Source organism: Pseudomonas putida (assembly GCA_041879295.1).
GTDB classification, from domain to species: domain Bacteria; phylum Pseudomonadota; class Gammaproteobacteria; order Pseudomonadales; family Pseudomonadaceae; genus Aquipseudomonas; species Aquipseudomonas putida_Y.
The window spans coordinates 517,501-544,139 of record CP047152.1 but is presented as its reverse complement, the minus strand read 5'-3'; the positions used below and the strand labels follow the sequence as shown (position 1 = coordinate 544,139).

Genomic DNA, 26,639 nt, shown 5'->3' with positions numbered 1-26,639 from the left:
TTGGCGTACCCCTTACTTAGCAGCTTTTTTACGAGGCGCTGGTGCTTGTGGTTTCAGTTCTTCTTGGCGACCACCAATAACTTCGCCTTTGAAGATCCAAACCTTCACACCGATCACACCGTAAGTGGTGTGAGCTTCGTAGGTGTTGTAGTCGATATCGGCACGCAGGGTGTGCAGAGGCACACGACCTTCGCGATACCACTCGGTACGAGCAATCTCAGCACCGCCGAGACGACCGCTCACCTGGATCTTGATGCCCTTGGCACCAATACGCATGGCGTTCTGTACCGCGCGCTTCATGGCGCGACGGAACATTACACGGCGTTCCAGCTGCTGAGCTACGCTCTGCGCAACCAGCATAGCGTCGAGTTCCGGCTTGCGGATCTCTTCGATGTTGATGTGCACAGGCACACCCATCTGCTTGGTCAGGTCCTGACGCAGCTTCTCGACATCTTCACCTTTCTTACCGATAACGATACCGGGACGAGCGGTGTGGATGGTGATGCGTGCAGTTTGAGCCGGACGATGAATATCGATACGGCTTACGGACGCGCTTTTTAGTTTGTCTTGGAGGTACTCACGCGTTTTCAGATCCTTCAACAGGTAATCTGCGTAAGTAGCACCGTCTGCGTACCAGACGGAGGTGTGCTCCTTGACGATTCCCAGGCGAATGCCAGTGGGATGTACTTTCTGACCCATCTGATCGACTCCGTTACTTGTCCGCAACCTTGACAGTGATATGGCAAGACCGCTTGACGATGCGATCAGCACGGCCTTTGGCACGTGGCATGATGCGCTTCAGCGAACGCCCTTCGTTGACGAAGACGGTGGAGACCTTCAGGTCATCAACGTCTGCGCCTTCGTTGTGTTCGGCGTTGGCTACGGCCGACTCGAGGACTTTCTTCATGATTTCAGCGGCTTTTTTGCTGCTGAAGGCCAACAGGTTGAGCGCTTCGCCCACCTTCTTCCCGCGGATCTGGTCGGCGACCAAGCGGGCTTTCTGGGCGGAGATGCGAGCGCCCGACAACTTAGCGGCTACTTCCATTTCCTTACCCCTTAACGCTTGGCTTTCTTGTCAGCCACGTGCCCGCGATAGGTGCGGGTACCGGCGAACTCGCCCAGTTTGTGGCCGACCATGTCTTCGTTCACGAGAACTGGAACATGCTGGCGACCGTTGTGAACCGCGATGGTCAGACCGACCATTTGTGGCAGGATCATCGAACGGCGCGACCAGGTTTTAACTGGCTTGCGATCGTTCTTCTCCACCGCCACTTCGACCTTCTTCAACAGGTGAAGATCGATAAAAGGACCTTTTTTCAGAGAACGTGGCACTGTCGTATCCCTCTAGTTACTTGCGACGACGGACGATCATGTTGTCGGTACGCTTATTACCACGGGTTTTAGCACCCTTGGTTGGGAAGCCCCATGGCGATACCGGATGACGACCACCGGAGGTACGACCTTCACCACCACCGTGTGGGTGGTCAACCGGGTTCATGGCAACACCACGAACGGTTGGGCGAACGCCGCGCCAGCGTTTGGCACCAGCTTTACCCAGCGAACGCAGGCTGTGCTCGGAGTTCGAGACTTCGCCCAGGGTCGCACGGCACTCAGCCAGGACTTTACGCATTTCACCAGAGCGCAGACGCAGGGTCACGTAGACACCTTCGCGAGCGATCAGCTGAGCCGAAGCACCAGCGGAACGAGCGATCTGAGCACCTTTACCCGGCTTCAGTTCGATGCCGTGAATGGTGCTACCTACTGGAATGTTGCGCAGCTGCAGGGAGTTACCGGCCTTGATTGGGGCCAGGGCACCTGCGATCAGCTGGTCGCCAGCGCTCACGCCCTTAGGCGCGATGATGTAGCGACGCTCACCGTCTGCGTAGCACAGCAGGGCGATGTGAGCAGTACGGTTTGGATCGTATTCGATACGCTCGACAGTGGCTGGAATGCCATCTTTGTCGTTGCGACGGAAGTCGACCAGACGGTAATGCTGCTTGTGACCACCACCAACGTGACGAGTGGTAATGCGGCCATTGTTGTTACGACCACCAGACTTCGATTTTTTCTCGATCAGCGGTGCGTGAGGAGCGCCTTTGTGCAGCTCCTTGTTGACCACCTTGACCACGAAACGGCGGCCAGGGGAAGTCGGTTTGCATTTAACGATTGCCATGATGCACCCCTTCCTTACTCAGCACTGCTGCTGAAATCGAGATCTTGGCCTGGCTGAAGGGAGACGATCGCCTTCTTCCAGTCATTACGCTTGCCCAGACCACGTGCGGTACGCTTGGTTTTACCCAGAACGTTAACAGTCGACACGTTTTCAACTTTTACGTTGAACAGGCCTTCGACAGCTTTCTTGATTTCCAGCTTGGTTGCATCAGTAGCAACCTTGAATACGAACTGGCCTTTTTTCTCAGCCAGAACGGTAGCCTTCTCGGAAACGTGCGGGCCAAGGAGGACTTTGAATACGCGTTCCTGGTTCATCCCAGCAGCTCCTCGAATTTCTTCACGGCCGAGACAGTGATCAACACTTTCTCGTATGCGATCAGACTGACCGGGTCGGAACCTTGTACGTCACGTACATCGACGTGCGGCAGGTTACGAGCAGCCAGGTACAGGTTCTGATCAACAGCGTCGGAAACGATCAATACATCGCTCAGACCCATGCCGTTCAGCTTGTTCAGCAGATCTTTGGTTTTCGGTGCTTCAACAGCGAAGTCCTGAACCACGACCAGACGGTCGCTACGCACCAGCTCAGCGAGGATGGAGCGCAGAGCTGCGCGATACATCTTCTTGTTGAGCTTTTGCGAGTGATCTTGAGGGCGAGCTGCGAAGGTTACACCACCGCCACGCCAGATCGGACCACGAGTGGTACCAGCACGAGCACGGCCAGTACCCTTCTGACGCCATGGGCGCTTACCGCCACCAGCCACGTCGGAACGGGTCTTCTGCTGCTTGGTGCCCTGACGGCCGCCAGCCATGTAGGCCACGACTGCTTGGTGAACCAGCGTCTCGTTGAATTCGCCACCGAAAGTCAGTTCGGAAACTTCGATCGCCTGAGCGTCATTTACATTAAGTTGCATGTCAGTTTCCCCTTAACCGCGAGCCTTGACAGCTGGACGTACAACCACGTCGCCGCCAGTAGCGCCAGGTACGGCACCCTTGATCAGCAGCAGGTTGCGTTCAGCGTCTACGCGAACTACTTCCAGGGACTGAACAGTCACGCGCTCGGCGCCCATGTGACCGGACATTTTCTTGCCCTTGAACACACGACCAGGAGTCTGGCACTGGCCGATGGAACCAGGAACACGGTGCGACACGGAGTTACCGTGGGTGTTGTCCTGACCACGGAAGTTCCAGCGCTTGATGGTACCGGCGAAGCCTTTACCTTTGGACTGACCAGTAACGTCAACCAGCTGGCCTGCAGTGAAGAGTTCAGCTTTGATCAGATCGCCAGCCTGGAAATCGCCTTCTTCAAGACGGAACTCCCAAACACCGCGACCAGCGGCAACGTTGGCCTTGGCGAAGTGGCCTGCCTGAGCGGCAGTCACACGCGAAGCACGACGCTCGCCGACAGTGACTTGCACTGCACGGTAGCCATCGGTTTCTTCAGTTTTGAACTGGGTGACGCGATTCGGCTCGATCTCAATGACCGTGACCGGAATGGAGACACCTTCTTCGGTGAAAATGCGGGTCATACCGCATTTGCGACCGATTACACCAATAGTCATGTTGTAAACCTCATGAGTGTACGGGGCTTTCACCCGCTATGGCCGCCCATTTCAGAGCGTTACACGACTAGACCGAAGTCTTAGCCGAGGCTGATCTGTACTTCCACACCTGCCGCCAGATCAAGCTTCATCAGCGCGTCAACGGTTTTATCCGTTGGCTGGACGATGTCCAGAACACGCTTATGAGTGCGAATCTCGTACTGGTCACGCGCGTCTTTGTTGACGTGCGGGGAAACCAGAACGGTGAAACGCTCTTTGCGGGTAGGCAGTGGAATAGGACCACGCACTTGTGCACCAGTACGTTTCGCGGTTTCCACGATTTCCTGGGTGGATTGGTCGATCAGGCGATGGTCGAAAGCCTTCAACCTGATACGGATTTGCTGATTTTGCATTGGATTTCAGACTCCAGGCTGTTCCCAACGGACGCACTACGCCCGCTAAAAGGAGGCGTGATTCTATAGACGCCCCCATTTAGTGTCAACCCAATAAAAAAAACCCCCGCTGAGCGGGGGTTTTTTTCAATCGGTCGAGTGATTACTCGATGATTTTGGCCACAACGCCGGCGCCGACGGTACGACCGCCTTCACGGATAGCGAAGCGCAGACCGTCTTCCATTGCGATGGTCTTGATCAGGGTAACAGTCATCTGAATGTTGTCACCTGGCATTACCATTTCAACGCCTTCCGGCAGCTCGCAGTTACCGGTCACGTCAGTGGTACGGAAGTAGAACTGTGGACGGTAGCCTTTGAAGAACGGAGTGTGACGGCCGCCTTCTTCCTTCGACAGAACGTAGACTTCTGCGGTGAACTTGGTGTGCGGCTTGACCGAACCTGGCTTGACCAGAACCTGGCCACGCTCAACGTCGTCACGCTTGGTACCACGCAGCAGAACGCCGCAGTTCTCGCCAGCACGACCTTCGTCCAGCAGCTTGCGGAACATCTCAACACCGGTGCAGGTGGTGGTGGTGGTGTCACGCAGACCAACGATTTCCAGCGGATCCTGAACGCGGACGATACCACGCTCGATACGACCGGTAACAACGGTACCACGACCCGAGATCGAGAACACGTCTTCGATCGGCATCAGGAACGGCTGGTCGATGGCACGAACTGGCTCAGGAATGTAGCTGTCCAGAGTTTCTACCAGCTTCTTGACAGCGGTAGTACCCATTTCGTTGTCGTCTTTGCCTTCCAGCGCCATACGAGCCGAACCGATGATGATCGGAGTGTCGTCGCCTGGGAAGTCATAGGTGGACAGCAGGTCGCGAACTTCCATCTCGACCAGTTCCAGCAGCTCAGCGTCGTCTACCAGGTCAGCCTTGTTCAGGAAGACCACGATGTACGGAACACCTACCTGACGGGACAGCAGGATGTGCTCACGGGTTTGTGGCATCGGACCATCGGCGGCCGAGCAAACCAGGATCGCGCCGTCCATCTGGGCAGCACCGGTGATCATGTTCTTCACGTAGTCAGCGTGACCTGGGCAGTCAACGTGAGCGTAGTGACGAATGGTCGAGTTGTACTCAACGTGAGCGGTGTTGATGGTGATACCGCGCGCTTTTTCTTCCGGAGCCGAGTCGATCTTGTCGAACTCAACGACTGCCGAACCGAAAACTTCGGAGCAAACGCGAGTCAGAGCTGCGGTCAGAGTGGTCTTACCGTGGTCAACGTGGCCGATGGTGCCGACGTTAACGTGGGGAAGGGAACGATCAAATTTTTCTTTAGCCACGACAGTGAACCTCTTGCCTAAAGGGGATTAGCCTTGTTTTTTAACGAGTGCTTCGACGATGTTCGACGGAGCTTCGGCGTATTTGGAGAATTCCATGGAGTAGCTTGCGCGACCCTGAGACATGGAACGAACGTCGGTTGCGTAACCGAACATCTCTCCGAGCGGTACTTCAGCACGGACGACACGGCCAGAGACCGACTCATCCATACCCTGGACCAGACCACGACGACGGTTCAGGTCACCCATCACGTCACCCAGGTAGTCTTCCGGGGTTACAACTTCGACCTTCATGATCGGCTCGAGAACCACGCCACCGCCCTTCTGGGCCAGTTGCTTGGTCGCCATCGAAGCGGCGATCTTGAACGCCATTTCGTTGGAGTCGACGTCGTGGTACGAACCGTCGAATACCGCGGCCTTCAGGCCGATCAGAGGATAACCGGCAACAACGCCGTTTTTCATCTGTTCTTCGATACCCTTCTGGATCGCAGGGATGTATTCCTTAGGAATCACACCACCAACGACTTCGTTGGAGAACACCAGACCTTCGGTGATGTTGCCCTTGTCGTCCACGTCTGGCTCGGAGAAACGAACCCAGCAGTGACCGAACTGACCACGACCACCCGACTGACGAACGAACTTGCCTTCGATCTCGACGTTGGATTTGGTGATCTTCTCGCGGTACGAAACCTGCGGCTTGCCGATGTTGGCTTCGACGTTGAACTCGCGCTTCATGCGGTCAACGAGAATGTCCAGGTGCAGCTCACCCATACCGGAGATGATGGTCTGACCGGTTTCTTCATCAGTCTTGACGCGGAACGACGGGTCTTCCTGAGCCAGCTTGCCCAGTGCGATGCCCATCTTCTCCTGGTCGGCCTTGGTTTTCGGCTCGACGGACAGGGAGATTACAGGCTCCGGGAAGTCCATACGCTCAAGGATGATTGGCTTGTCGGCGTTGCACAGGGTTTCACCCGTAGTCACGTCCTTCATGCCGATCAGGGCCGCGATGTCACCAGCGCGTACTTCCTTGATCTCTTCACGCTGGTTGGCGTGCATTTGCACCATACGACCAACGCGCTCTTTCTTGCCCTTGACCGAGTTGATCACGGAGTCGCCGGAGCTCAGAACGCCCGAGTAGACGCGAACGAAGGTCAGAGTACCTACGAACGGGTCGGTCGCGATCTTGAACGCCAGTGCCGAGAACGGCTCGTCATCATCAGCATGACGCTCGTCCTTGCGAACGGCCGGGTCGTCTTTTGCCAGATCCTTGTCGTCCGGGTTGATACCCTGGATAGCAGGAATCTCGGTCGGAGCAGGCAGGAAGTCGATGACGGCATCCAGAACCAGGGGAACACCCTTGTTCTTGAACGACGAACCGCAGACAGCCGGAACGATCTCGCTGGCCAGGGTGCGCGCACGCAGGCCTGCCTTGATCTCTTCGACAGACAGCTCACCTTCTTCAAGGTACTTGTTCATCAGCTCTTCGTTGGCTTCGGCGGCGGCTTCAACCATGTTGTTGCGCCATTCGTTAGCCAGCTCGACCATATCCGCAGGAATTTCTTCCTCACGGTAGGTAGTGCCCTTGTCATCTTCGTTCCAGTAGATAGCCTTCATCTTGATCAGGTCAACCTGACCCTGGAAGTTATCTTCCGAACCGATGGCCAGCTGAACAGGAACTGGGGTGTGACCCAGACGGTTCTTGATCTGACCTACGACGCGCAGGAAGTTAGCACCAGCACGGTCCATCTTGTTCACGTAAACAACACGTGGAACGCCGTACTTGTTGGCCTGACGCCATACGGTTTCGGACTGCGGCTCAACGCCGGAGGTGCCGCAGAACACAACGACCGCGCCGTCGAGTACACGCAGCGAACGCTCTACTTCAATGGTGAAGTCAACGTGGCCAGGGGTATCGATAACGTTTACGCGGTAGTTGTCATACTGACCACGGGAACCTTTCCAGAAGGTGGTAACGGCAGCGGAGGTAATGGTGATACCCCGCTCCTGCTCCTGCACCATCCAGTCGGTGGTCGCGGCGCCGTCATGCACCTCGCCCATTTTGTGGCTCAGACCTGTGTAGAACAGGATCCGCTCGGTAGTGGTGGTCTTGCCCGCGTCAACGTGGGCACAGATACCAATGTTACGGTAGCGGTTAATTGCTGTAGTACGAGCCATAAAGCCCTCGCAAAAAGATTGATGCTTGAATTAGAAGCGGTAGTGCGAGAACGCTTTGTTGGCTTCAGCCATACGGTGAACGTCTTCACGCTTCTTGACTGCAGCACCCTTGCCTTCGGCAGCATCCAGCAGTTCGCCGGCCAGACGCAGAGCCATCGACTTCTCGCCGCGCTTGCGGGCGTAGTCTACGAGCCAGCGCATTGCCAGAGCGTTACGACGGGATGGACGAACTTCAACCGGGACCTGGTAAGTGGCACCGCCGACACGACGGGACTTTACTTCGACCAGCGGAGCGATGGCGTCGAGAGCTTTCTCGAAGATTTCCAGGGGGTCGCTGTTCTTGCGTGCTTTGACGGTATCCAGGGCACCGTAAACGATGCGCTCGGCTACGGCCTTCTTGCCGCTTTCCATCACGTGGTTCATGAACTTGGCGAGAATCTGGGATCCGTACTTCGGATCGTCAAGGATCTCACGTTTTGCTGCTACACGACGTCTTGGCATGATAAGCCCTCAAACGGTCTTCAGGTTAGCCCGGGACCAGGTCATTCGACCCACGCCCGACCTTACTCTTATCGACTCAAAAAAATGGATGTCTGCAAACGACCGATTACTTCGGACGCTTGGTACCGTACTTCGAACGACCCTGGTTACGGCCTTTGACGCCCGAAGTATCCAGAGAGCCGCGAACGGTGTGGTAACGAACACCTGGCAAGTCTTTTACACGGCCGCCACGAATCAGGACGACGCTGTGCTCTTGCAGGTTGTGGCCTTCACCACCGATGTACGAGGAAACCTCGAAACCGTTGGTCAGACGCACACGGCATACTTTACGCAGTGCCGAGTTAGGTTTTTTCGGCGTGGTGGTGTACACACGGGTGCACACGCCACGACGCTGCGGGCAGTTCTGCAGCGCAGGAACGTCGGACTTCTCGACCGAACGCTTACGCGGCTGACGTACCAGCTGGTTGATAGTTGCCATCTACTAGCTCCACTGATTGTCTTGCGACTCTATTGTCTTGCAAGAAAGCCAAAAATTGGCGAGACGGAGCCTCACCAAATTTAAGGGTACAAAAGTCTAAAGAGGATCTTGCACCCAGTCAAGACGAGGCCCCGGCCCTCCCCGCCCGATCATCGGCAACATTTCATGTCACCGATGATCGCCCGAGGCTTGCCGGGGCCTTGCCCTGTACTTAGTTACCGCTGGAATTCAGCGCTTCGGTCAGTGCAGCTTCCACTTCACTGGCGCTTACACGCAGCGGTTTGTCGGCATCACGGCGACGCTTGCGCTCGCTGTGGTAGGCCAGACCAGTACCGGCCGGGATCAGACGACCCACGACCACGTTCTCTTTCAGGCCGCGCAGGTAGTCGCGCTTGCCGGTTACAGCCGCTTCGGTCAGTACGCGGGTGGTTTCCTGGAAGGAAGCCGCGGAGATGAACGACTCGGTGGACAGCGAGGCCTTGGTGATACCCAGCAGCACACGGGTGAACTTGGAGATGAACTTATCCTCGCCAGCGAGACGCTCGTTCTCTACCAGCACCTGAGTCAGTTCCATCTGGTCGCCCTTGATGAAGCTGGAATCGCCCGACTCGGAGATCTCGACCTTGCGCAGCATCTGACGCAGGATGGTCTCGATGTGCTTGTCGTTGATCTTCACGCCTTGCAGACGGTAAACGTCCTGGATCTCGTTGACGATGTACTTCGCCAGCGCGCTCACACCCAGCAGACGCAGGATGTCATGCGGATCGCTTGGGCCGTCGGAGATAACTTCGCCGCGGTTTACCTGCTCACCTTCGAAGACGTTCAGGTGGCGCCACTTTGGAATCAGCTCTTCGTACGGATCGCTACCGTCGGTCGGAGTGATCACCAGGCGACGCTTGCCCTTGGTCTCTTTACCGAATGCGATGGTGCCGCTGACTTCAGCCAGAATCGAGGCTTCTTTCGGACGACGCGCTTCGAACAGGTCGGCAACGCGCGGCAGACCACCGGTGATGTCACGGGTCTTCGACGTCTCTTGCGGGATACGCGCGATAACGTCACCAACACCGATCTGCGCACCGTCAGCCACACCGACAAGGGCGTTGGCCGGCAGGAAGTACTGGGCAGGTACGTCTGTACCTGGCAGGTACAGGTCCTTGCCAGCGGCATCGACCATCTTGATTGCCGGACGGATTTCCTTGCCTGCGGCAGGGCGATCCTTGACGTCCAGCACCTCAATGTTGGTCAAGCCGGTCAGTTCGTCGGTCTGACGCTTGATGGTGATGTTTTCTTCCATGCCCACGAAGGTCACGGTACCTTTCAGCTCGGTAACGATCGGGTGGGTGTGCGGGTCCCACTTGGCGACGATCGCGCCAGCTTCGACCTTTTCACCTTCCTTGACCGAAATCACCGCACCGTAAGGCAGCTTGTAGCGCTCACGCTCACGACCGAACTCGTCGGCAATCGCCAACTCACCGGAACGCGATACGGCAACCAGGTTACCGTCGGCACGCTCAACCTGCTTCAGGTTGTGCAGACGCACCATACCGCCATTCTTCACCTGGACGCTGTCGGCAGCCGAGGTACGGCTTGCAGCACCACCGATGTGGAACGTACGCATGGTCAACTGGGTACCTGGCTCACCGATCGACTGTGCAGCGATAACGCCGACAGCTTCACCGATGTTCACCTGGTGACCGCGAGCCAGGTCACGACCGTAGCACTTGGCGCAGATGCCGTAGCGGGTTTCGCAGTTGATCGGCGAACGCACGATCACTTCGTCGATGCTGTTCAGCTCGATGAACTCAACCCACTGCTCGTCGACCAAGGTACCGGCCGGAACGATAACGTCCTCGGTGCCTGGCTTGAACACGTCACGGGCGATGACACGACCCAATACACGCTCACCCAGCGGCTCTACAACGTCGCCGCCTTCGATGTGTGGAGTCATCACCAGGCCCTGATCGGTGCCGCAGTCGATCTCGGTCACAACCAGATCCTGGGCAACGTCCACCAGACGACGAGTCAGGTAACCGGAGTTAGCGGTTTTCAGTGCGGTATCCGCCAGACCCTTACGAGCACCGTGAGTCGAGATGAAGTACTGAAGTACGCTCAGACCTTCACGGAAGTTCGCGGTGATCGGCGTCTCGATGATGGAGCCGTCCGGCTTGGCCATCAGACCACGCATACCAGCCAGCTGACGGATCTGGGCTGCGGAACCCCGCGCACCCGAGTCAGCCATCATGTACATCGAGTTGAAGGACTCTTGCTCGACTTCCTTGCCTTCGCGGTCGATGACCTTCTCTTTCGAGAGGTTGGCCATCATCGCCTTGGACACTTCGTCGTTCGCCTTCGACCACAAGTCGATGACCTTGTTGTACTTCTCGCCCTGGGTTACCAGGCCGGAGGCGTACTGGCTCTCGATTTCCTTCACTTCGTCGGTAGCGTTACCGATGATGCGGGCTTTCTCGTCCGGGATAACGAAGTCGTTAACACCGATGGAAACGCCGGAAATGGTCGAGTAAGCGAAACCGGTGTACATCAGCTGGTCGGCGAAGATAACGGTCTCTTTCAGACCAACCACGCGGTAGCACTGGTTGATCAGCTTGGAGATCGCCTTTTTCTTCATCGGCTGGTTGACCACGTCGTACGGCAGACCTGCTGGCACAACCTGGAACAGCAGCGCACGGCCGACGGTGGTGTCGACAATACGGGTGTTCTTGACCACCGAACCATCACGCTCTTTCACGGTTTCGTTGATACGAACCTTGATTTTCGCGTGCAGCGCGGCTTCGCCGGCGCGGAATACGCGGTCGACTTCCTGCAGGTCGGCGAACACGCGACCTTCGCCCTTGGCGTTGATGGCTTCACGGGTCATGTAGTACAGACCCAGTACAACGTCCTGCGACGGTACGATGATTGGCTCACCGTTGGCTGGCGACAGGATGTTGTTGGTCGACATCATCAACGCACGCGCTTCGAGCTGGGCTTCCAGGGTCAGCGGCACGTGAACGGCCATCTGGTCACCGTCGAAGTCGGCGTTGTACGCAGCACAGACCAGCGGGTGCAGCTGGATAGCCTTACCTTCGATCAGTACCGGTTCAAACGCCTGAATCCCCAGACGGTGAAGGGTCGGTGCACGGTTGAGCAGTACGGGGTGTTCGCGAATTACTTCGGCGAGAACGTCCCACACCTCTGGCAGCTCGCGCTCGACCATCTTCTTGGCAGCCTTGATGGTGGTCGCCAGACCACGCATTTCCAGCTTGCCGAAAATGAACGGCTTGAACAGCTCGAGGGCCATCTTCTTCGGCAGACCGCACTGGTGCAGACGCAGGGTCGGACCTACGGTAATTACCGAACGGCCGGAGTAGTCAACACGCTTACCGAGCAAGTTCTGACGGAAGCGACCTTGCTTACCTTTGATCATGTCGGCCAGGGACTTCAGCGGACGCTTGTTCGAGCCAGTGATGGCGCGACCACGACGGCCGTTGTCCAGCAGGGCGTCGACCGCCTCCTGCAGCATGCGCTTTTCGTTGCGCACGATGATGTCAGGCGCGGACAGATCCAGCAGGCGCTTCAGACGGTTGTTACGGTTGATCACCCGACGATACAGGTCGTTCAGGTCGGAAGTCGCGAAACGGCCACCATCCAGCGGCACCAGCGGACGCAGGTCCGGCGGCAGCACTGGCAGAACGGTCAGGACCATCCACTCAGGCAGGTTACCCGAGCCCTGGAAAGCCTCCATCAGCTTCAGGCGCTTGGAAAGCTTCTTGATCTTGGTTTCCGAGTTGGTCTGCGGAATCTCTTCGCGCAGGCGGCCGATCTCGTGCTCCAGATCGATAGCGTGCAGCAGCTCGCGAACAGCCTCGGCACCCATACGGGCATCGAAGTCGTCACCGAACTCTTCCAGCGCTTCGAAGTACTGCTCGTCGTTCAGCAACTGCCCCTTTTCCAGGGTGGTCATGCCCGGATCGATAACGACATAGCTCTCGAAGTAGAGCACACGTTCGATATCACGCAGGGTCATGTCCATCAGCAGGCCGATACGGGACGGCAGCGACTTCAGGAACCAGATGTGGGCAACCGGCGAGGCCAGTTCGATGTGCGCCATGCGCTCACGACGAACCTTGGCCAGGGCGACTTCAACGCCGCACTTCTCGCAGATCACACCGCGGTGCTTGAGGCGCTTGTACTTGCCGCACAGGCACTCGTAGTCCTTGACTGGGCCAAAGATCTTGGCGCAGAACAGGCCGTCACGCTCAGGTTTGAACGTACGGTAGTTAATGGTTTCCGGCTTCTTAACTTCACCGAACGACCACGAACGGATCATTTCAGGCGACGCCAGACCGATGCGGATGGCGTCGAACTCTTCGACTTGACCCTGGTTTTTCAGCAAATTCAGTAGGTCTTTCAAGGCCTTTCCTCCTGGCGGAGCAGGGAGCGGGCATTACCTGCCCCACTCCCCTTCGCGTCACGTGTTATTCGGTTTCCAGATCGATATCGATACCGAGCGAACGGATCTCTTTGATCAACACGTTGAAGGACTCGGGCATGCCCGGCTCCATACGGTGATCGCCATCCACGATGTTCTTGTACATCTTGGTACGGCCGTTCACGTCGTCCGACTTCACTGTGAGCATTTCTTGCAGGGTGTATGCCGCGCCGTATGCTTCCAGCGCCCACACTTCCATCTCCCCGAAACGCTGACCACCGAACTGCGCCTTACCACCCAGCGGCTGCTGGGTAACCAGGCTGTAGGAACCAGTGGAACGCGCGTGCATCTTGTCGTCCACCAAGTGGTTCAGCTTGAGCATGTACATGTAACCAACGGTCACAGGACGCTCGAACTTGTTGCCGGTACGGCCATCGAACAGCACCATCTGGCCGCTCTCTGGCAGGTCGGCCAGCTTCAGCATGGCCTTGATCTCGCGCTCCTTGGCACCATCGAAGACCGGGGTAGCCATAGGCACGCCTTTCTTCAGGTTGTTAGCCAGGGCCAGGATTTCTTCGTCGGTGAACTCGTCGAGGTTTTCCTGACGACCGCCGATCTCGTTGTAGACCTCGGTCAGGAACACGCGCAGTTCAGCGGCTTTGCGCTGCTCTTCGAGCATGCGGTCGATCTTCTCGCCCAGGCCCTTGGCCGCGAGGCCCAGGTGGGTTTCAAGGATCTGACCAACGTTCATACGCGAAGGTACACCCAGCGGGTTCAGTACGACATCAACCGGAGTACCGTTGGCATCGTGCGGCATGTCTTCAACCGGCATGATGACCGAGACAACACCCTTGTTACCGTGACGACCGGCCATCTTGTCACCCGGCTGGATGCGGCGGCGGATTGCCAGGTAAACCTTGACGATCTTCAGTACGCCCGGTGCCAGGTCATCGCCCTGCTGCAACTTGCGCTTCTTGTCTTCGAACTTGTCGTCCAGCAGACGGCGACGGTCGACGATGTACTGCTGAGCCTTTTCCAACTGCTCGTTCAGTGCATCTTCAGCCATGCGCAGTTTGAACCACTGGCCGTGCTCCAGACCGTCCAGCACTTCGTCAGTGATCACGGTGCCTTTCTTCAGGCCCGCACCACCGTCAACCACCTGGCCGTTCAGAGCCGAACGCAGACGCTCGAAGGTTGCACCTTCGACAATGCGGAACTCTTCGTTGAGGTCCTTGCGGATCTCGTCGAGCTGCATCTTCTCGATGGCCAGTGCGCGGCTATCGCGCTCCACGCCATCACGGGTGAAGACCTGTACGTCGATGACAGTACCCTTGGTGCCGGTTGGCACACGCAGGGAGGTGTCCTTAACGTCGCTGGCCTTCTCACCGAAGATTGCGCGCAGCAGTTTTTCTTCCGGAGTCAGCTGGGTTTCGCCTTTTGGCGTGACCTTGCCGACCAGGATGTCGCCAGCGCCAACTTCAGCACCTACGTAAACGATACCGGCTTCGTCCAGCTTGTTCAGTGCAGCTTCACCCACGTTCGGGATGTCCGCAGTGATTTCCTCTGGGCCAAGCTTGGTGTCACGCGCCACACAGGTCAGTTCCTGAATGTGGATGGTGGTGAAGCGATCTTCCTGAACAACACGTTCGGACAGGCAGATGGAGTCTTCGAAGTTGAAGCCGTTCCACGCCATGAACGCGATGCGCATGTTCTGACCCAGAGCCAGCTCACCCATGTCGGTGGACGGGCCGTCGGCCATGATGTCACCACGCTGAACCTTGTCACCTTTGCTCACCAGCGGACGCTGGTTGATGCAGGTGTTCTGGTTCGAACGGGTGTACTTGGTCAGGTTGTAGATATCCACACCCGCTTCGCCAGTTTCCACTTCGTCGTCGGCAACGCGAACAACGATACGGCTGGCGTCGACCGAGTCGATCACACCACCGCGGCGAGCAACCACGCAGACACCGGAGTCACGCGCAACGTTGCGCTCCATGCCGGTACCTACCAGCGGCTTGTCGGCACGCAGGGTCGGTACAGCCTGACGCTGCATGTTCGAACCCATCAACGCACGGTTGGCGTCGTCGTGCTCGAGGAACGGAATCAGCGACGCTGCAACGGAAACAACCTGCTTCGGCGAAACGTCCATCAGGGTGACGTCTTCCGGCGCCTTGACAGTGAATTCGTTCAGGTGACGAACTGCTACCAGTTCATCGATCAGTTGCTTCTTATCGTTCATCGCGGCCGAAGCCTGTGCGATGACGTGATCTGCCTCTTCGATTGCCGACAGGAACACGATGTCGTCGCTGACAACGCCTTCCTTTACAACACGGTACGGGCTTTCCAGGAAGCCGTACTGGTTGGTACGGGCATAGGCCGCCAGGGAGTTGATCAGACCGATGTTCGGACCTTCAGGAGTCTCGATCGGGCACACACGGCCATAGTGGGTCGGGTGTACGTCACGAACTTCGAAGCCGGCACGCTCACGGGTCAGACCGCCAGGGCCGAGTGCGGAGACGCGACGCTTGTGGGTAATCTCCGAGAGAGGGTTGTTCTGGTCCATGAACTGGGACAGCTGGCTGGAACCGAAGAACTCTTTCACCGCCGCCGCTACCGGCTTGGCGTTGATCAGGTCTTGCGGCATCAGGCCTTCGCTTTCCGCCATCGACAGGCGTTCCTTGACCGCGCGCTCGACACGCACTAGGCCAACACGGAACTGGTTCTCGGCCATCTCGCCGACGCAACGTACGCGACGGTTACCCAGGTGGTCGATGTCGTCGACGATGCCTTTACCGTTACGGATATCGACCAGGGTCTTCAGAACCTCGACGATGTCTTCCTTGCTCAGCACGCCCGAACCCTCGATCTCGGTACGACCGATACGACGGTTGAACTTCATACGGCCGACGGCGGACAGATCGTAACGCTCGGCGCTGAAGAACAGGTTGTTGAACAGGGTCTCGGCTGCATCCTTGGTTGGCGGCTCGCCTGGACGCATCATCCGATAGATTTCGACCAGCGCTTCCAGTTGGTTGCTGGTGGTATCGATCTTCAGGGTGTCAGAGATGAACGGACCGCAATCGATGTCGTTGGTGTACAGGGTCTCGATACGGACAACCTGCGCCTTGGCGACCTTGATCAGCAGCTCGGTGGTCATCTCGGTGTTGCATTCGGCGAGAATTTCGCCGGTAGCCGGATGCACGATTGCCTTGGCGGTAGTGCGACCCAGGACGTATTCCATTGGTACGTCCAGCTGCTTGACGCCGGCCTTCTCGAGCTGATTGATGTGGCGCGCGGTAATACGGCGGCCTTGCTCGACGATGACTTTGCCGGTTTCGTCATGGATGTCCATGACTGCAACTTCACCACGCAGACGCTGCGGCACCAGTTCCAGGCTGAGTTTTTCGCCGGAAATGTGGAACACGTTGGTGGTGTAGAAGGTATTCAGCACTTCTTCAGTGCTGTAACCCAGCGCGCGCAGCAGCACCGAGGCCGGCAGTTTGCGGCGACGGTCGATACGCACGAACACGCAGTCCTTCGGGTCGAACTCGAAGTCCAGCCAGGAACCGCGGTAAGGGATGATGCGAGCGGAGTACAGCAGCTTGCCCGAGCTGTGGGTCTTGCCACGGTCGTGGTCGAAGAACACACCAGGCGAACGGTGCAGCTGGGAAACGATCACACGCTCGGTACCGTTGATAACGAAGGTACCGTTCTCAGTCATCAGGGGAATTTCACCCATGTAGACTTCTTGCTCTTTGATGTCCTTGATCGCTTTGTTCGACGATTCCTTGTCGAAGATGATCAGGCGCACCTTGACCCGCAGTGGGACCGCGAAGGTCACGCCACGCAGGACACATTCCTTCACATCGAAGGCGGGTTCGCCCAGGCGATAGCCTACGTACTCCAGGGCAGCATTGCCGGAGTAGCTGATGATCGGGAATACCGATTTGAAGGCCGCGTGCAGGCCGACGTCGCGGAAGTGATCCTTGGATGCTCCCGCTTGCAGGAATTCGCGATACGAATCCAGCTGGATGGCCAGGAGGTAAGGCACATCCATGACGTCCGGCAACTTGCTAAAGTCCTTGCGGATACGTTTTTTCTCAGTGTATGAGTAAGCCATCAGCGTTCCCCAGCTTGGTCACCTGCTTGTTTGGCTTCTCCCGGCGGGAGCAGCCAGAAAATCGTGCAAACCCCTTGGTTTGCGCCACCCACATGGGTGTCTTGCAGCTCGTTATCGGGACCGGCCTAACCGGCCACCAATAACGGAAAAAGGCCGGTGGCATAAGCCACCAGCCATCAGCCTTTCGCTCAACGCTCAGGCTGGCATCGCAAGGTCGAGATTACTTCAGCTCGACTTTAGCGCCTGCTTCTTCCAGCTTCTTCTTAGCGTCTTCAGCGGCTTCTTTCGAAACGCCTTCAGCTACAACCTGAGGAGCGCCGTCGACTTTCTCTTTGGCTTCTTTCAGGCCCAGACCGGTCAGTTCGCGAACGGCTTTGATCACGTTCACTTTCTTGTCGCCGGCTTCAACCAGAACAACGTTGAACTCGGTCTGCTCTTCAACAACGGCAGCAGCAGCAGCTGGGCCAGCAGCGGCAACAGCAGCGGTAACGCCGAAGGTTTCTTCCATTGCTTTGATCAGCTCAACAACTTCCAGAACGGTTTTCTGGCCGATTGCTTCGATGATTTGTTCGTTAGTCAGAGACATGACTTAAATCCTGTATTGGGGTGACAGCCTACGCAGCCATCAAATTAAACGTATGATTTTGAAAGAATTCGCGTGCCTTAGGCAGCGGTAGCTTCTTTCTGGTCGCGAATGGCTGCCAGAGTACGAGCCAGCTTGCTGGTGGCGCCTTGAATAACGCTCATCAGTTTTGCGATAGCTTCGTCGCGGGTCGGCAGGGTAGCCAACACGTCGATCTGGTTCGCTGCAATGAAATTGCCGTCAAACGCAGCTGCCTTGATCTCGAACTTGTCCTGACCCTTGGCGAACTCTTTGAACAGACGAGCAGCAGCGCCCGGGTGTTCGTTGGAGAAAGCAATCAGGGTCGGGCCTTTGAACGCGTCGTTGAGGATCGAAAATTCGGTGCCTTCAACAGCGCGCTTGAGCAGGGTGTTACGCACTACACGTACGTATACGCCAGCTTCGCGGGCCTCTTTACGGAGTCCGGTCATTGCGCTTACAGTCACACCACGGGCATCAGCCACGACAGCGGACAGAGCGACTTTGGCAGCCTCGTTGACTTCAGCGACGATGGCCTTCTTGTCTTCGAGTTTAATTGCCACGGGTTTACTCCTGGTTTTTACCGTTTCATCTGGCCGAAGCCGGATGTCGTTTTGGTGTCTGATTCGGTAACGAATCGGGAGCACCATCTGCGTGGGCTGATATTTTAAGGCTTACGCCGCCTACGGTCTTGGATAGCCCCCGCCAGGCAGGGACCCCAATTTTTGCTGGCGGCGCGACTGGTCGCGCCGCCATGTTCTTACACGTTCAGCGAGCTCTGATCGATGACCAGACCTGGGCCCATGGTGGTGCTCAGGGTAACGCGCTTAACGTAGATACCTTTCGAGGAAGCCGGCTTGATACGCTTCAGATCAGCGATCAGGGCTTCAACGTTTTCCTTCAGCTTGTCAGCTTCAAAGCCGATCTTGCCAACGGAGGTGTGGATAATACCGTTTTTGTCGGTACGGTAGCGAACCTGACCAGCCTTGGCGTTTTTCACGGCAGTGGCTACGTCTGGGGTCACGGTACCAACTTTCGGGTTAGGCATCAGGCCGCGAGGACCCAGCACCTGACCCAGCTGACCTACAACGCGCATGGCATCAGGCGATGCGATAACGACGTCATAGTTCAGGTCGCCGCCTTTCATTTCGGCAGCCAGATCGTCCATACCTACGCGATCAGCGCCGGCAGCCAGAGCAGCTTCAGCAGCTGGACCCTGGGTGAAGACAGCAACGCGAACGGTCTTGCCAGTGCCGTGTGGCAGCACGGTAGCGCTACGTACGACCTGGTCGGATTTACGCGGGTCAACACCGAGGTTAACGGCGATGTCGTAGGATTCGACGAACTTGGCAGCGGGCAGCGAGGCCAGCAGAGTTGCCGCTTCTTCGAAGTTGTAGGCCTTGCCTGCTTCGATTTTCTCGGCGATTGCCTTTTGGCGTTTGGTCAGCTTAGCCATTACACACCCTCCACGTTCAGGCCCATGCTGCGGGCAGAGCCAGCGATGGTGCGTACAGCAGCGTCCAGGTCAGCGGCAGTCAGATCAGCCTGTTTAGCTTTGGCGATGTCTTCCAGCTGAGCACGGGTAACGGTACCGACTTTAACGGTGTTCGGGCGAGCCGAACCACTGGTCAGGCCAGCAGCTTTCTTCAACAGAACCGAGGCAGGGGTGCTCTTGGTCTCGAAGGTGAAGCTACGGTCGCTGTAGACAGTGATGATCACTGGAGTCGGCAGGCCGGCTTCTTGACCCTGGGTACGGGCGTTGAAGGCCTTGCAGAATTCCATGATGTTCACACCATGTTGACCCAGCGCTGGACCAACGGGTGGGCTTGGGTTGGCCTGGCCGGCCTTAACTTGCAGCTTGATGTAAGCCTGAATCTTCTTAGCCATGAGCTACTCCAAAATCGGGTACGAACGCCTGATGGCTCCCCGGATGACTTGCGTTTTATCCCAGTGACGACAAAACCCCGCAGCACACAGGGCTGCGGGGTATGGGATGCTTCGTCCGCCTAGACCTTCTCGACCTGGCTGAACTCGAGCTCTACCGGAGTAGAGCGACCGAAAATGAGCACAGCAACCTGCAGGCGGCTCTTTTCGTAGTTAACCTCTTCGACACTACCATTGAAGTCAGCGAACGGACCATCAATGACTCGAACCACTTCACCCGGCTCGAACAGTGTCTTGGGCTTCGGCTTATCGCTACCGTCGGCAACGCGACGCAGGATGGCCTCAGCTTCTTTATCTGTAATCGGCGCAGGCTTGTCAGCAGTACCGCCAATAAAGCCCATCACGCGAGGAGTGTCCTTGACCAAGTGCCAAGTCCCTTCGTTCATTTCCATCTGGACCAATACATAGCCAGGGAAGAACTTACGCTCACTCTTGCGCTTCTGGCCGTTGCGCATTTCGACGACTTCTTCGGTCGGAACCAAGATCTCGCCGAAACCGTCTTCCATGCCAGCCAGCTTGACGCGCTCGATCAGAGAGCGCATTACATGCTTCTCGTAACCCGAGTAAGCATGCACAACATACCAACGCTTAGCCACGGGACACCTTTAGCCAACGATCAAGGAGACCGCCCAGCCGAGCAGGGAATCGAGCCCCCACAGCAGCAGTGCCATAACCAGCACGACAGCCACGACAATCAGCGTGGTCTGGGTGGTTTCCTGGCGGGTCGGCCACACGACTTTACGAATCTCGGTACGAGCTTCCTTCGCCAGCGCAAAGAACGACTTGCCCTTCGCAGTCTGCAGAGCTACAAAGCCCGCGACAGCAGCCAGAACGAGAAGTGCAAGAACGCGGTACAGGATTGGAGAGGCGGAGTAATATTGATTACCCACAACACCAACAACCACCAAAGCCACTACAGCCAGCCACTTGAACAGATCAAAACGCGATTCTTGGGCTTCAGTTTTGGGGGTCATCGAGGAGGATCCTGTAAGAAGAAAGCCATCACACCGAGGTGAAATGGCAGGTCAGGAGGGAATCGAACCCCCAACCTACGGTTTTGGAGACCGTCGCTCTGCCAATTGAGCTACTGACCTGTAACGCTGTATCAGGCCGGCCATTATACCGGCCTGATCAAGTAAATCAACTACTTATTCAATAATTTTTGCTACGACACCGGCGCCGACGGTACGACCGCCTTCACGGATAGCGAAGCGCAGACCGTCTTCCATTGCGATGGTCTTGATCAGGGTAACAGTCATCTGAATGTTGTCACCTGGCATTACCATTTCAACGCCTTCCGGCAGCTCGCAGTTACCGGTCACGTCAGTGGTACGGAAGTAGAACTGTGGACGGTAGCCTTTGAAGAACGGAGTGTGACGGCCGCCTTCTTCCTTCGACAGAACGTAGACTTCTGCGGTGAACTTGGTGTGCGGCTTGACCGAACCTGGCTTGACCAGAACCTGGCCACGCTCAACGTCGTCACGCTTGGTACCACGCAGCAGAACGCCGCAGTTCTCGCCAGCACGACCTTCGTCCAGCAGCTTGCGGAACATCTCAACACCGGTGCAGGTGGTGGTGGTGGTGTCACGCAGACCAACGATTTCCAGCGGATCCTGAACGCGGACGATACCACGCTCGATACGACCGGTAACAACGGTACCACGACCCGAGATCGAGAACACGTCTTCGATCGGCATCAGGAACGGCTGGTCGATGGCACGAACTGGCTCAGGAATGTAGCTGTCCAGAGTTTCTACCAGCTTCTTGACAGCGGTAGTACCCATTTCGTTGTCGTCTTTGCCTTCCAGCGCCATACGAGCCGAACCGATGATGATCGGAGTGTCGTCGCCTGGGAAGTCATAGGTGGACAGCAGGTCGCGAACTTCCATCTCGACCAGTTCCAGCAGCTCAGCGTCGTCTACCAGGTCAGCCTTGTTCAGGAAGACCACGATGTACGGAACGCCTACCTGACGGGACAGCAGGATGTGCTCACGGGTTTGTGGCATCGGACCATCGGCGGCCGAGCAAACCAGGATCGCGCCGTCCATCTGGGCAGCACCGGTGATCATGTTCTTCACGTAGTCAGCGTGACCTGGGCAGTCAACGTGAGCGTAGTGACGAATGGTCGAGTTGTACTCAACGTGAGCGGTGTTGATGGTGATACCGCGCGCTTTTTCTTCCGGAGCCGAGTCGATCTTGTCGAACTCAACGATTGCCGAACCGAAAACTTCGGAGCAAACGCGAGTCAGAGCTGCGGTCAGAGTGGTCTTACCGTGGTCAACGTGGCCGATAGTGCCGACGTTAACGTGGGGAAGGGAACGATCAAACTTTTCCTTAGCCATCGATACAATCCTCCGCAGAAGAAATAGTCTTGCGCTGATAAAACAAAGGCAGATATTTTCATATCTGCCTTGTTTATATGGAGCTCTTGAGCGGACTTGAACCGCTGACCTCACCCTTACCAAGGGTGTGCTCTACCAACTGAGCTACAAGAGCGAAACACTTTGTGCAAAATCCAGCAAACTTGGAGCGGGTAGCGGGAATCGAACCCGCATCATCAGCTTGGAAGGCTGAGGTTCTACCACTAAACTATACCCGCGGAGCTTACGGCTCTCGCTAAAACTGGTGGAGGGAGAAGGATTCGAACCTTCGAAGCTCTCGCAACGGATTTACAGTCCGTCCCCTTTGACCGCTCGGGAATCCCTCCAGATGTGGCCGGCATTCTATTTGTCTGCCGTCCTAGTGTCAAGCGTTTTTTCAAATTTTTTCAATCAAATCTGAAACTTAGCTGCTTTGACACCGCTTCCAGCTCTACCACCTGAGTGGTGTTCCCTGTGAAGCGGGCGCCATTCTATCAAGCTATTCGCCAGTTGCAATACCCTGGCAGAAAATAATTTTATGTTTTAAGTCTTTGAAATCATTAGAAAGAGCCAGAAGCACCGTTTGATCCAGCAAACGCTCGCTTTCCGGAGCAACCTTGAGCCAGCGACCATCCACCCCAGGCAGCTGTCCTGCCACCGGCAAGGTGGCAATATCCAGACTCAGCAGGCGCTGACGCAGCGCATCCAACTGCTCCCGTCCCATCACACCCCCAACTACCAGGCACTCATCACGACGCTTGGGTGGTGCGGACACACCTGTTTCACGCAACAGACGGATTTCTTGCTGATTCCCCTTGTACAGCGACAACGGGGCGACTTCCTTGACCTTCAGCGGGGCTTCCTGCTGATGCCATACGTAATAAAAGACGTTGAGCACCAGTAACAGCAGAAACAACCAGCGCATAGGCACCTCAATCCAATGGGCAGGCCATTGCCAGGCCAACGAAAACCAGATCAGGCACGACACGCGCCTGTGGCAGGGCCTCCCTCACCAGCGGCGCATCACCGCCAGTGAGGAACACGGTAAATTCCTCACCCCATAGCACACGAGCCTGCTCAAGCTGGGTGGAGGCAAAGCCCTGGAGCATCAATACGCAACCGCGCTCTACCGCTTCGACAGTAGAGCGACCGGGTGACAAGCTGGCCAATGCGCGCTCCGCGGAGGCATCGTCATAGCGGATACGCCGGGTGTGAGTACGCAGTTGGCTACGCATCAATGGCATACCCGGGCAGATGTAACCTCCCAGATGCTCGCCGTCCGCGGACACATAGTCCGCTTTTGCCGCAGTACCCAGGTCAATCACAAGGCACGCACCCTTGGCCAGGTGAAATGCACCCAGCGCTGCCAGCCAACGATCCATACCCAGACGCTGATAGTCGTCATAGCCATTGCGCACACCGGCCATTTCACGGACAGGGTGAGCAACTCGCGCCTGCACGGCAAATGCCTCAGCGATCACCGCGCAAAGCGCATCGGTTTCTTCTTCGCTGCGCACACTGACAATACGACAACCCGTAAGGTGAACTGATGCAAGCGCAGCCACTTCGGCCACTAGCGCCTGGTCGGAATCGACGATCCCACCACCTTCAATCACAGCATCGGCGACATGGATCACACGCCACTTTATGAAGCTGTTACCGCAATCGAGCTCAAGAATCATCACGCAACCTCAAACTGAGCTCACCACCACTGAAGCTCTTTTCCATCCCGTCCACCTCAAGGCGCAAACCACCCTGCCCGTCGACGCCAAGAACCACACCATCAATACGTGTAGTACCAGCAACCAGCGATACATTGCGGCCCTGCCACAAGTGCGCCTGCTCCCACTCCTCCTGGAATGCAGCAAAGCCGTAGCGGCGATGGCGCGCCAATTCGTGCTGCAACTGCTGGCTGAGCAGCGCTACCAAGTGATTACGATCTATGGCTGCCCCTACCTCACGCAGCATAGAGGTCCACTGCTGATCGACCTGCTCGTTTACCTGCATGTTTACATTGATACCAATGCCTAGCACTACATGACACACATCTGCAGGATCGCCCACCAATTCCAGGAGAATCCCGGTGATCTTATGCCCACGAACCAACACATCGTTAGGCCATTTAAGCCCGACATCCTTTACCCCGAACGCCTGCAAGGTGCGCATTACGGCCAACCCCACTACCAGGCTCAACCCCTCAAGCTGACGCATGCCGCCATCGACACGCAGCACCAGACTGTAATAGAGATTTTCTGCAAATGGGCTGACCCACTGCCGGCCGCGCCGACCTCGCCCGGCGCTCTGGCGCTCGGCCAGAACCAGGAATGGAGCCGCCTGCCCTTCACTGGCAAGGCGCAAGCCTTCGGCGTTGGTGGAATCGATGGTTTCGTGGATGAACATCGGCCACTGTTCACCTGCGGCAAAACCAGCGATTGCCTGCGTCTCAAGCAAAGCCAGTGGCGCGGCCAACTGGTAACCGCGCCCACGAACCTTGTGAATGGTGAGGTTCAGCTCACTTTCCAGATGCTGCAGCTGCTTCCAAACTGCGCTGCGACTCACCCCTAGGGCTGCCCCCAGAGCTTCTCCGGAATGGAACCGACCATCCTTGAGGAGATTCAACAACTTCAGCATGCCAGTCTCAACTTGGAATTAGGCAGGCATGATAGCCATGGGCTGTTGGCTTGCATAGGAAAAGGGCCTGCAGGATGGGCCGCGCATCGTAATCACATAGAGAGATACTGCCAGGCCCGGAATTTTCGGCCCACAAAGACAAAACCCCTACCTGCATGCGCAGATAGGGGTTTTGCGAAATGAATCTTGACGATGACCTACTCTCACATGGGGAAACCCCACACTACCATCGGCGATGCATCGTTTCACTACTGAGTTCGGGATGGGATCAGGTGGTTCCAATGCTCTATGGTCGTCAAGAAATTCTGTAGCCAGAATGTCCAGATGGACAGCCCAGCGAATTCGGATATGCGATATTTGTGGTCTTACGAATTTTCGGGTCTTTCGTCTTCACCACCGCAATCTGCGTCAGCAAATTGCTTGGGTGTTATATGGTCAAGCCTCACGGGCAATTAGTATTGGTTAGCTCAACGCCTCACAGCGCTTACACACCCAACCTATCAACGTCGTAGTCTTCGACGGCCCTTTAGGGGATTCAAGATCCCAGTGAGATCTCATCTTGAGGCAAGTTTCCCGCTTAGATGCTTTCAGCGGTTATCTCTTCCGAACATAGCTACCCGGCAATGCCACTGGCGTGACAACCGGAACACCAGAGGTTCGTCCACTCCGGTCCTCTCGTACTAGGAGCAGCCCCTCTCAAATCTCAAACGTCCACGGCAGATAGGGACCGAACTGTCTCACGACGTTCTAAACCCAGCTCGCGTACCACTTTAAATGGCGAACAGCCATACCCTTGGGACCGGCTTCAGCCCCAGGATGTGATGAGCCGACATCGAGGTGCCAAACACCGCCGTCGATATGAACTCTTGGGCGGTATCAGCCTGTTATCCCCGGAGTACCTTTTATCCGTTGAGCGATGGCCCTTCCATACAGAACCACCGGATCACTAAGACCTACTTTCGTACCTGCTCGACGTGTTTGTCTCGCAGTCAAGCGCGCTTTTGCCTTTATACTCTACGACCGATTTCCGACCGGCCTGAGCGCACCTTCGTACTCCTCCGTTACTCTTTGGGAGGAGACCGCCCCAGTCAAACTACCCACCATACACTGTCCTCGATCCGGATAACGGACCTGAGTTAGAACCTCAAAGTTGCCAGGGTGGTATTTCAAGGATGGCTCCATGAGAACTGGCGTCCCCACTTCAAAGCCTCCCACCTATCCTACACAAGCAAATTCAAAGTCCAGTGCAAAGCTATAGTAAAGGTTCACGGGGTCTTTCCGTCTAGCCGCGGATACACTGCATCTTCACAGCGATTTCAATTTCACTGAGTCTCGGGTGGAGACAGCGCCGCCATCGTTACGCCATTCGTGCAGGTCGGAACTTACCCGACAAGGAATTTCGCTACCTTAGGACCGTTATAGTTACGGCCGCCGTTTACCGGGGCTTCGATCAAGAGCTTCGCTTGCGCTAACCCCATCAATTAACCTTCCGGCACCGGGCAGGCGTCACACCCTATACGTCCACTTTCGTGTTTGCAGAGTGCTGTGTTTTTAATAAACAGTCGCAGCGGCCTGGTATCTTCGACCGGCATGAGCTTACGGAGCAAGTCCTTCACCCTCGCCGGCGCACCTTCTCCCGAAGTTACGGTGCCATTTTGCCTAGTTCCTTCACCCGAGTTCTCTCAAGCGCCTTGGTATTCTCTACCTAACCACCTGTGTCGGTTTGGGGTACGGTTCCCAGTTATCTGAAGCTTAGGAGCTTTTCTTGGAAGCATGGTATCAACCACTTCGTCGCCTAAAGGCAACTCGTCATCAGCTCTCGGCCTTGAAATCCCGGATTTGCCTAAGATTTCAGCCTACCACCTTAAACCTGGACAACCAACGCCAGGCTGGCCTAACCTTCTCCGTCCCTCCATCGCAATAACTGGAAGTACAGGAATA

The 26,639-nt window shown here is 56.5% G+C and carries 24 protein-coding genes, 4 tRNA genes and 2 rRNA genes (1 of these 30 running past the window's edge); all 30 read right to left on the bottom strand.

The genetic code is table 11. The features are described from left to right. Positions 1-12: 12 nt before the first annotated feature. The gene (gene rpsC / locus GST84_02445; protein XGB11279.1) at positions 13-699 is read right to left on the bottom strand and encodes a 30S ribosomal protein S3; all 687 of its coding nucleotides are present in this window, start codon (positions 697-699) and stop codon (positions 13-15) included. A 13-nt stretch (positions 700-712) separates the two neighbouring features. Continuing rightward, positions 713-1,045 carry a 50S ribosomal protein L22 gene (rplV, locus tag GST84_02440; protein ID XGB11278.1) on the bottom strand — a complete coding sequence of 111 codons (333 nt, stop codon included), beginning with the start codon at positions 1,043-1,045 and terminating at the stop codon, positions 713-715. 11 nt (positions 1,046-1,056) lie between these two features. Continuing rightward, entirely contained in the window at positions 1,057-1,332 is a 276-nt protein-coding gene (gene rpsS / locus GST84_02435; GenBank protein XGB11277.1) for a 30S ribosomal protein S19, read from the bottom strand. A 16-nt stretch (positions 1,333-1,348) separates the two neighbouring features. Beyond that, entirely contained in the window at positions 1,349-2,173 is an 825-nt protein-coding gene (gene rplB, locus GST84_02430; GenBank protein ID XGB11276.1) for a 50S ribosomal protein L2, read from the bottom strand. A gap of 14 nt (positions 2,174-2,187) precedes the next feature. Then, positions 2,188-2,487, bottom strand: coding sequence for a 50S ribosomal protein L23 (rplW, locus tag GST84_02425; protein XGB11275.1), 300 nt, complete (start codon positions 2,485-2,487; stop codon positions 2,188-2,190). Beyond that, on the bottom strand, positions 2,484-3,086 hold the full coding sequence (gene rplD / locus GST84_02420) for a 50S ribosomal protein L4 (protein XGB11274.1): 603 nt from the start codon (positions 3,084-3,086) through the stop codon (positions 2,484-2,486). Before rplD ends, rplW begins: the two co-directional genes overlap by 4 nt. Before the next feature lie 12 nt (positions 3,087-3,098). Beyond that, the gene (gene rplC / locus GST84_02415) at positions 3,099-3,734 is read right to left on the bottom strand and encodes a 50S ribosomal protein L3 (GenBank protein ID XGB11273.1); all 636 of its coding nucleotides are present in this window, start codon (positions 3,732-3,734) and stop codon (positions 3,099-3,101) included. An 80-nt stretch (positions 3,735-3,814) separates the two neighbouring features. Then, the gene (rpsJ, locus tag GST84_02410; protein ID XGB11272.1) at positions 3,815-4,126 is read right to left on the bottom strand and encodes a 30S ribosomal protein S10; all 312 of its coding nucleotides are present in this window, start codon (positions 4,124-4,126) and stop codon (positions 3,815-3,817) included. Positions 4,127-4,268: 142 nt separating this feature from the next. Further along, positions 4,269-5,462 (bottom strand): elongation factor Tu, encoded by a 1,194-nt coding sequence (gene tuf, locus GST84_02405; protein XGB11271.1) that lies wholly within the window; start codon positions 5,460-5,462, stop codon positions 4,269-4,271. A 27-nt stretch (positions 5,463-5,489) separates the two neighbouring features. Beyond that, positions 5,490-7,634 (bottom strand): elongation factor G, encoded by a 2,145-nt coding sequence (fusA, locus tag GST84_02400; protein ID XGB11270.1) that lies wholly within the window; start codon positions 7,632-7,634, stop codon positions 5,490-5,492. Between the two features lie 30 nt (positions 7,635-7,664). Further along, the gene (gene rpsG, locus GST84_02395; GenBank protein XGB11269.1) at positions 7,665-8,135 is read right to left on the bottom strand and encodes a 30S ribosomal protein S7; all 471 of its coding nucleotides are present in this window, start codon (positions 8,133-8,135) and stop codon (positions 7,665-7,667) included. Between the two features lie 106 nt (positions 8,136-8,241). After that, positions 8,242-8,613 carry a 30S ribosomal protein S12 gene (gene rpsL, locus GST84_02390; protein XGB11268.1) on the bottom strand — a complete coding sequence of 124 codons (372 nt, stop codon included), beginning with the start codon at positions 8,611-8,613 and terminating at the stop codon, positions 8,242-8,244. Positions 8,614-8,824: 211 nt separating this feature from the next. Continuing rightward, positions 8,825-13,024 (bottom strand): DNA-directed RNA polymerase subunit beta', encoded by a 4,200-nt coding sequence (gene rpoC, locus GST84_02385; GenBank protein ID XGB11267.1) that lies wholly within the window; start codon positions 13,022-13,024, stop codon positions 8,825-8,827. A 64-nt stretch (positions 13,025-13,088) separates the two neighbouring features. Further along, a complete protein-coding gene (gene rpoB / locus GST84_02380; GenBank protein XGB11266.1) occupies positions 13,089-17,162 on the bottom strand; it encodes a DNA-directed RNA polymerase subunit beta in 4,074 nt (1,357 codons plus the stop codon). A 220-nt stretch (positions 17,163-17,382) separates the two neighbouring features. Then, entirely contained in the window at positions 17,383-17,748 is a 366-nt protein-coding gene (gene rplL, locus GST84_02375) for a 50S ribosomal protein L7/L12 (protein XGB11265.1), read from the bottom strand. A 77-nt stretch (positions 17,749-17,825) separates the two neighbouring features. Next, entirely contained in the window at positions 17,826-18,326 is a 501-nt protein-coding gene (gene rplJ, locus GST84_02370; protein ID XGB11264.1) for a 50S ribosomal protein L10, read from the bottom strand. Between the two features lie 197 nt (positions 18,327-18,523). After that, a complete protein-coding gene (gene rplA / locus GST84_02365; protein XGB11263.1) occupies positions 18,524-19,219 on the bottom strand; it encodes a 50S ribosomal protein L1 in 696 nt (231 codons plus the stop codon). Beyond that, the gene (gene rplK, locus GST84_02360) at positions 19,219-19,650 is read right to left on the bottom strand and encodes a 50S ribosomal protein L11 (protein ID XGB11262.1); all 432 of its coding nucleotides are present in this window, start codon (positions 19,648-19,650) and stop codon (positions 19,219-19,221) included. Before rplK ends, rplA begins: the two co-directional genes overlap by 1 nt. Before the next feature lie 119 nt (positions 19,651-19,769). After that, the gene (gene nusG / locus GST84_02355) at positions 19,770-20,303 is read right to left on the bottom strand and encodes a transcription termination/antitermination protein NusG (GenBank protein ID XGB11261.1); all 534 of its coding nucleotides are present in this window, start codon (positions 20,301-20,303) and stop codon (positions 19,770-19,772) included. Positions 20,304-20,312: 9 nt separating this feature from the next. Further along, the gene (gene secE, locus GST84_02350) at positions 20,313-20,681 is read right to left on the bottom strand and encodes a preprotein translocase subunit SecE (protein ID XGB11260.1); all 369 of its coding nucleotides are present in this window, start codon (positions 20,679-20,681) and stop codon (positions 20,313-20,315) included. 44 nt (positions 20,682-20,725) lie between these two features. Then, positions 20,726-20,801, bottom strand: a tRNA-Trp gene (locus GST84_02345). A 54-nt stretch (positions 20,802-20,855) separates the two neighbouring features. Further along, the gene (gene tuf, locus GST84_02340; GenBank protein XGB11259.1) at positions 20,856-22,049 is read right to left on the bottom strand and encodes an elongation factor Tu; all 1,194 of its coding nucleotides are present in this window, start codon (positions 22,047-22,049) and stop codon (positions 20,856-20,858) included. A 78-nt stretch (positions 22,050-22,127) separates the two neighbouring features. Further along, positions 22,128-22,203, bottom strand: a tRNA-Thr gene (locus GST84_02335). Positions 22,204-22,232: 29 nt separating this feature from the next. Next, a tRNA-Gly gene (locus GST84_02330) sits at positions 22,233-22,306 on the bottom strand. 24 nt (positions 22,307-22,330) lie between these two features. Then, a tRNA-Tyr gene (locus tag GST84_02325) sits at positions 22,331-22,414 on the bottom strand. A gap of 152 nt (positions 22,415-22,566) precedes the next feature. After that, on the bottom strand, positions 22,567-22,992 hold the full coding sequence (locus GST84_02320; protein ID XGB11258.1) for a hypothetical protein: 426 nt from the start codon (positions 22,990-22,992) through the stop codon (positions 22,567-22,569). A gap of 7 nt (positions 22,993-22,999) precedes the next feature. Beyond that, positions 23,000-23,749: a pantothenate kinase gene (locus GST84_02315; GenBank protein ID XGB11257.1), complete on the bottom strand. Its 750-nt coding sequence runs from the start codon at positions 23,747-23,749 to the stop codon at positions 23,000-23,002. Beyond that, complete coding sequence (locus GST84_02310; protein XGB11256.1) at positions 23,739-24,698, bottom strand: bifunctional biotin--[acetyl-CoA-carboxylase] synthetase/biotin operon repressor; 960 nt, start codon at positions 24,696-24,698, stop codon at positions 23,739-23,741. The genes GST84_02315 and GST84_02310 overlap by 11 nt, the downstream gene beginning before the upstream one ends. A 184-nt stretch (positions 24,699-24,882) precedes the next feature. Next, positions 24,883-24,998, bottom strand: a 5S ribosomal RNA gene (gene rrf / locus GST84_02305). Positions 24,999-25,112: 114 nt separating this feature from the next. Continuing rightward, a 23S ribosomal RNA gene (locus GST84_02300) occupies positions 25,113-26,639 on the bottom strand; it runs 1,390 nt beyond the window's last position.

Excerpts from the sequence above, each read along its gene's own strand:
- rpoB (XGB11266.1), bottom strand. The coding sequence starts at position 17,162 with ATGGCTTACTCATACACTGAGAAAAAACGTATCCGCAAGGACTTTAGC.
- rpsG (XGB11269.1), bottom strand. The coding sequence starts at position 8,135 with ATGCCAAGACGTCGTGTAGCAGCAAAACGTGAGATCCTTGACGATCCG.
- rpsL (XGB11268.1), bottom strand. The coding sequence starts at position 8,613 with ATGGCAACTATCAACCAGCTGGTACGTCAGCCGCGTAAGCGTTCGGTC.
- rplK (XGB11262.1), bottom strand. The coding sequence starts at position 19,650 with ATGGCTAAGAAGATTCAGGCTTACATCAAGCTGCAAGTTAAGGCCGGC.
- rplC (XGB11273.1), bottom strand. The coding sequence starts at position 3,734 with ATGACTATTGGTGTAATCGGTCGCAAATGCGGTATGACCCGCATTTTC.
- GST84_02315 (XGB11257.1), bottom strand. The coding sequence starts at position 23,749 with ATGATTCTTGAGCTCGATTGCGGTAACAGCTTCATAAAGTGGCGTGTG.
- rplD (XGB11274.1), bottom strand. The coding sequence starts at position 3,086 with ATGCAACTTAATGTAAATGACGCTCAGGCGATCGAAGTTTCCGAACTG.
- rplW (XGB11275.1), bottom strand. The coding sequence starts at position 2,487 with ATGAACCAGGAACGCGTATTCAAAGTCCTCCTTGGCCCGCACGTTTCC.
- rplL (XGB11265.1), bottom strand. The coding sequence starts at position 17,748 with ATGTCTCTGACTAACGAACAAATCATCGAAGCAATCGGCCAGAAAACC.
- GST84_02310 (XGB11256.1), bottom strand. The coding sequence starts at position 24,698 with ATGCTGAAGTTGTTGAATCTCCTCAAGGATGGTCGGTTCCATTCCGGA.
- rpsJ (XGB11272.1), bottom strand. The coding sequence starts at position 4,126 with ATGCAAAATCAGCAAATCCGTATCAGGTTGAAGGCTTTCGACCATCGC.
- rplA (XGB11263.1), bottom strand. The coding sequence starts at position 19,219 with ATGGCTAAGCTGACCAAACGCCAAAAGGCAATCGCCGAGAAAATCGAA.
- GST84_02320 (XGB11258.1), bottom strand. The coding sequence starts at position 22,992 with ATGCGCTGGTTGTTTCTGCTGTTACTGGTGCTCAACGTCTTTTATTAC.
- rplV (XGB11278.1), bottom strand. The coding sequence starts at position 1,045 with ATGGAAGTAGCCGCTAAGTTGTCGGGCGCTCGCATCTCCGCCCAGAAA.
- secE (XGB11260.1), bottom strand. The coding sequence starts at position 20,681 with ATGACCCCCAAAACTGAAGCCCAAGAATCGCGTTTTGATCTGTTCAAG.
- rpsC (XGB11279.1), bottom strand. The coding sequence starts at position 699 with ATGGGTCAGAAAGTACATCCCACTGGCATTCGCCTGGGAATCGTCAAG.
- fusA (XGB11270.1), bottom strand. The coding sequence starts at position 7,634 with ATGGCTCGTACTACAGCAATTAACCGCTACCGTAACATTGGTATCTGT.
- tuf (XGB11259.1), bottom strand. The coding sequence starts at position 22,049 with ATGGCTAAGGAAAAGTTTGATCGTTCCCTTCCCCACGTTAACGTCGGC.
- rplB (XGB11276.1), bottom strand. The coding sequence starts at position 2,173 with ATGGCAATCGTTAAATGCAAACCGACTTCCCCTGGCCGCCGTTTCGTG.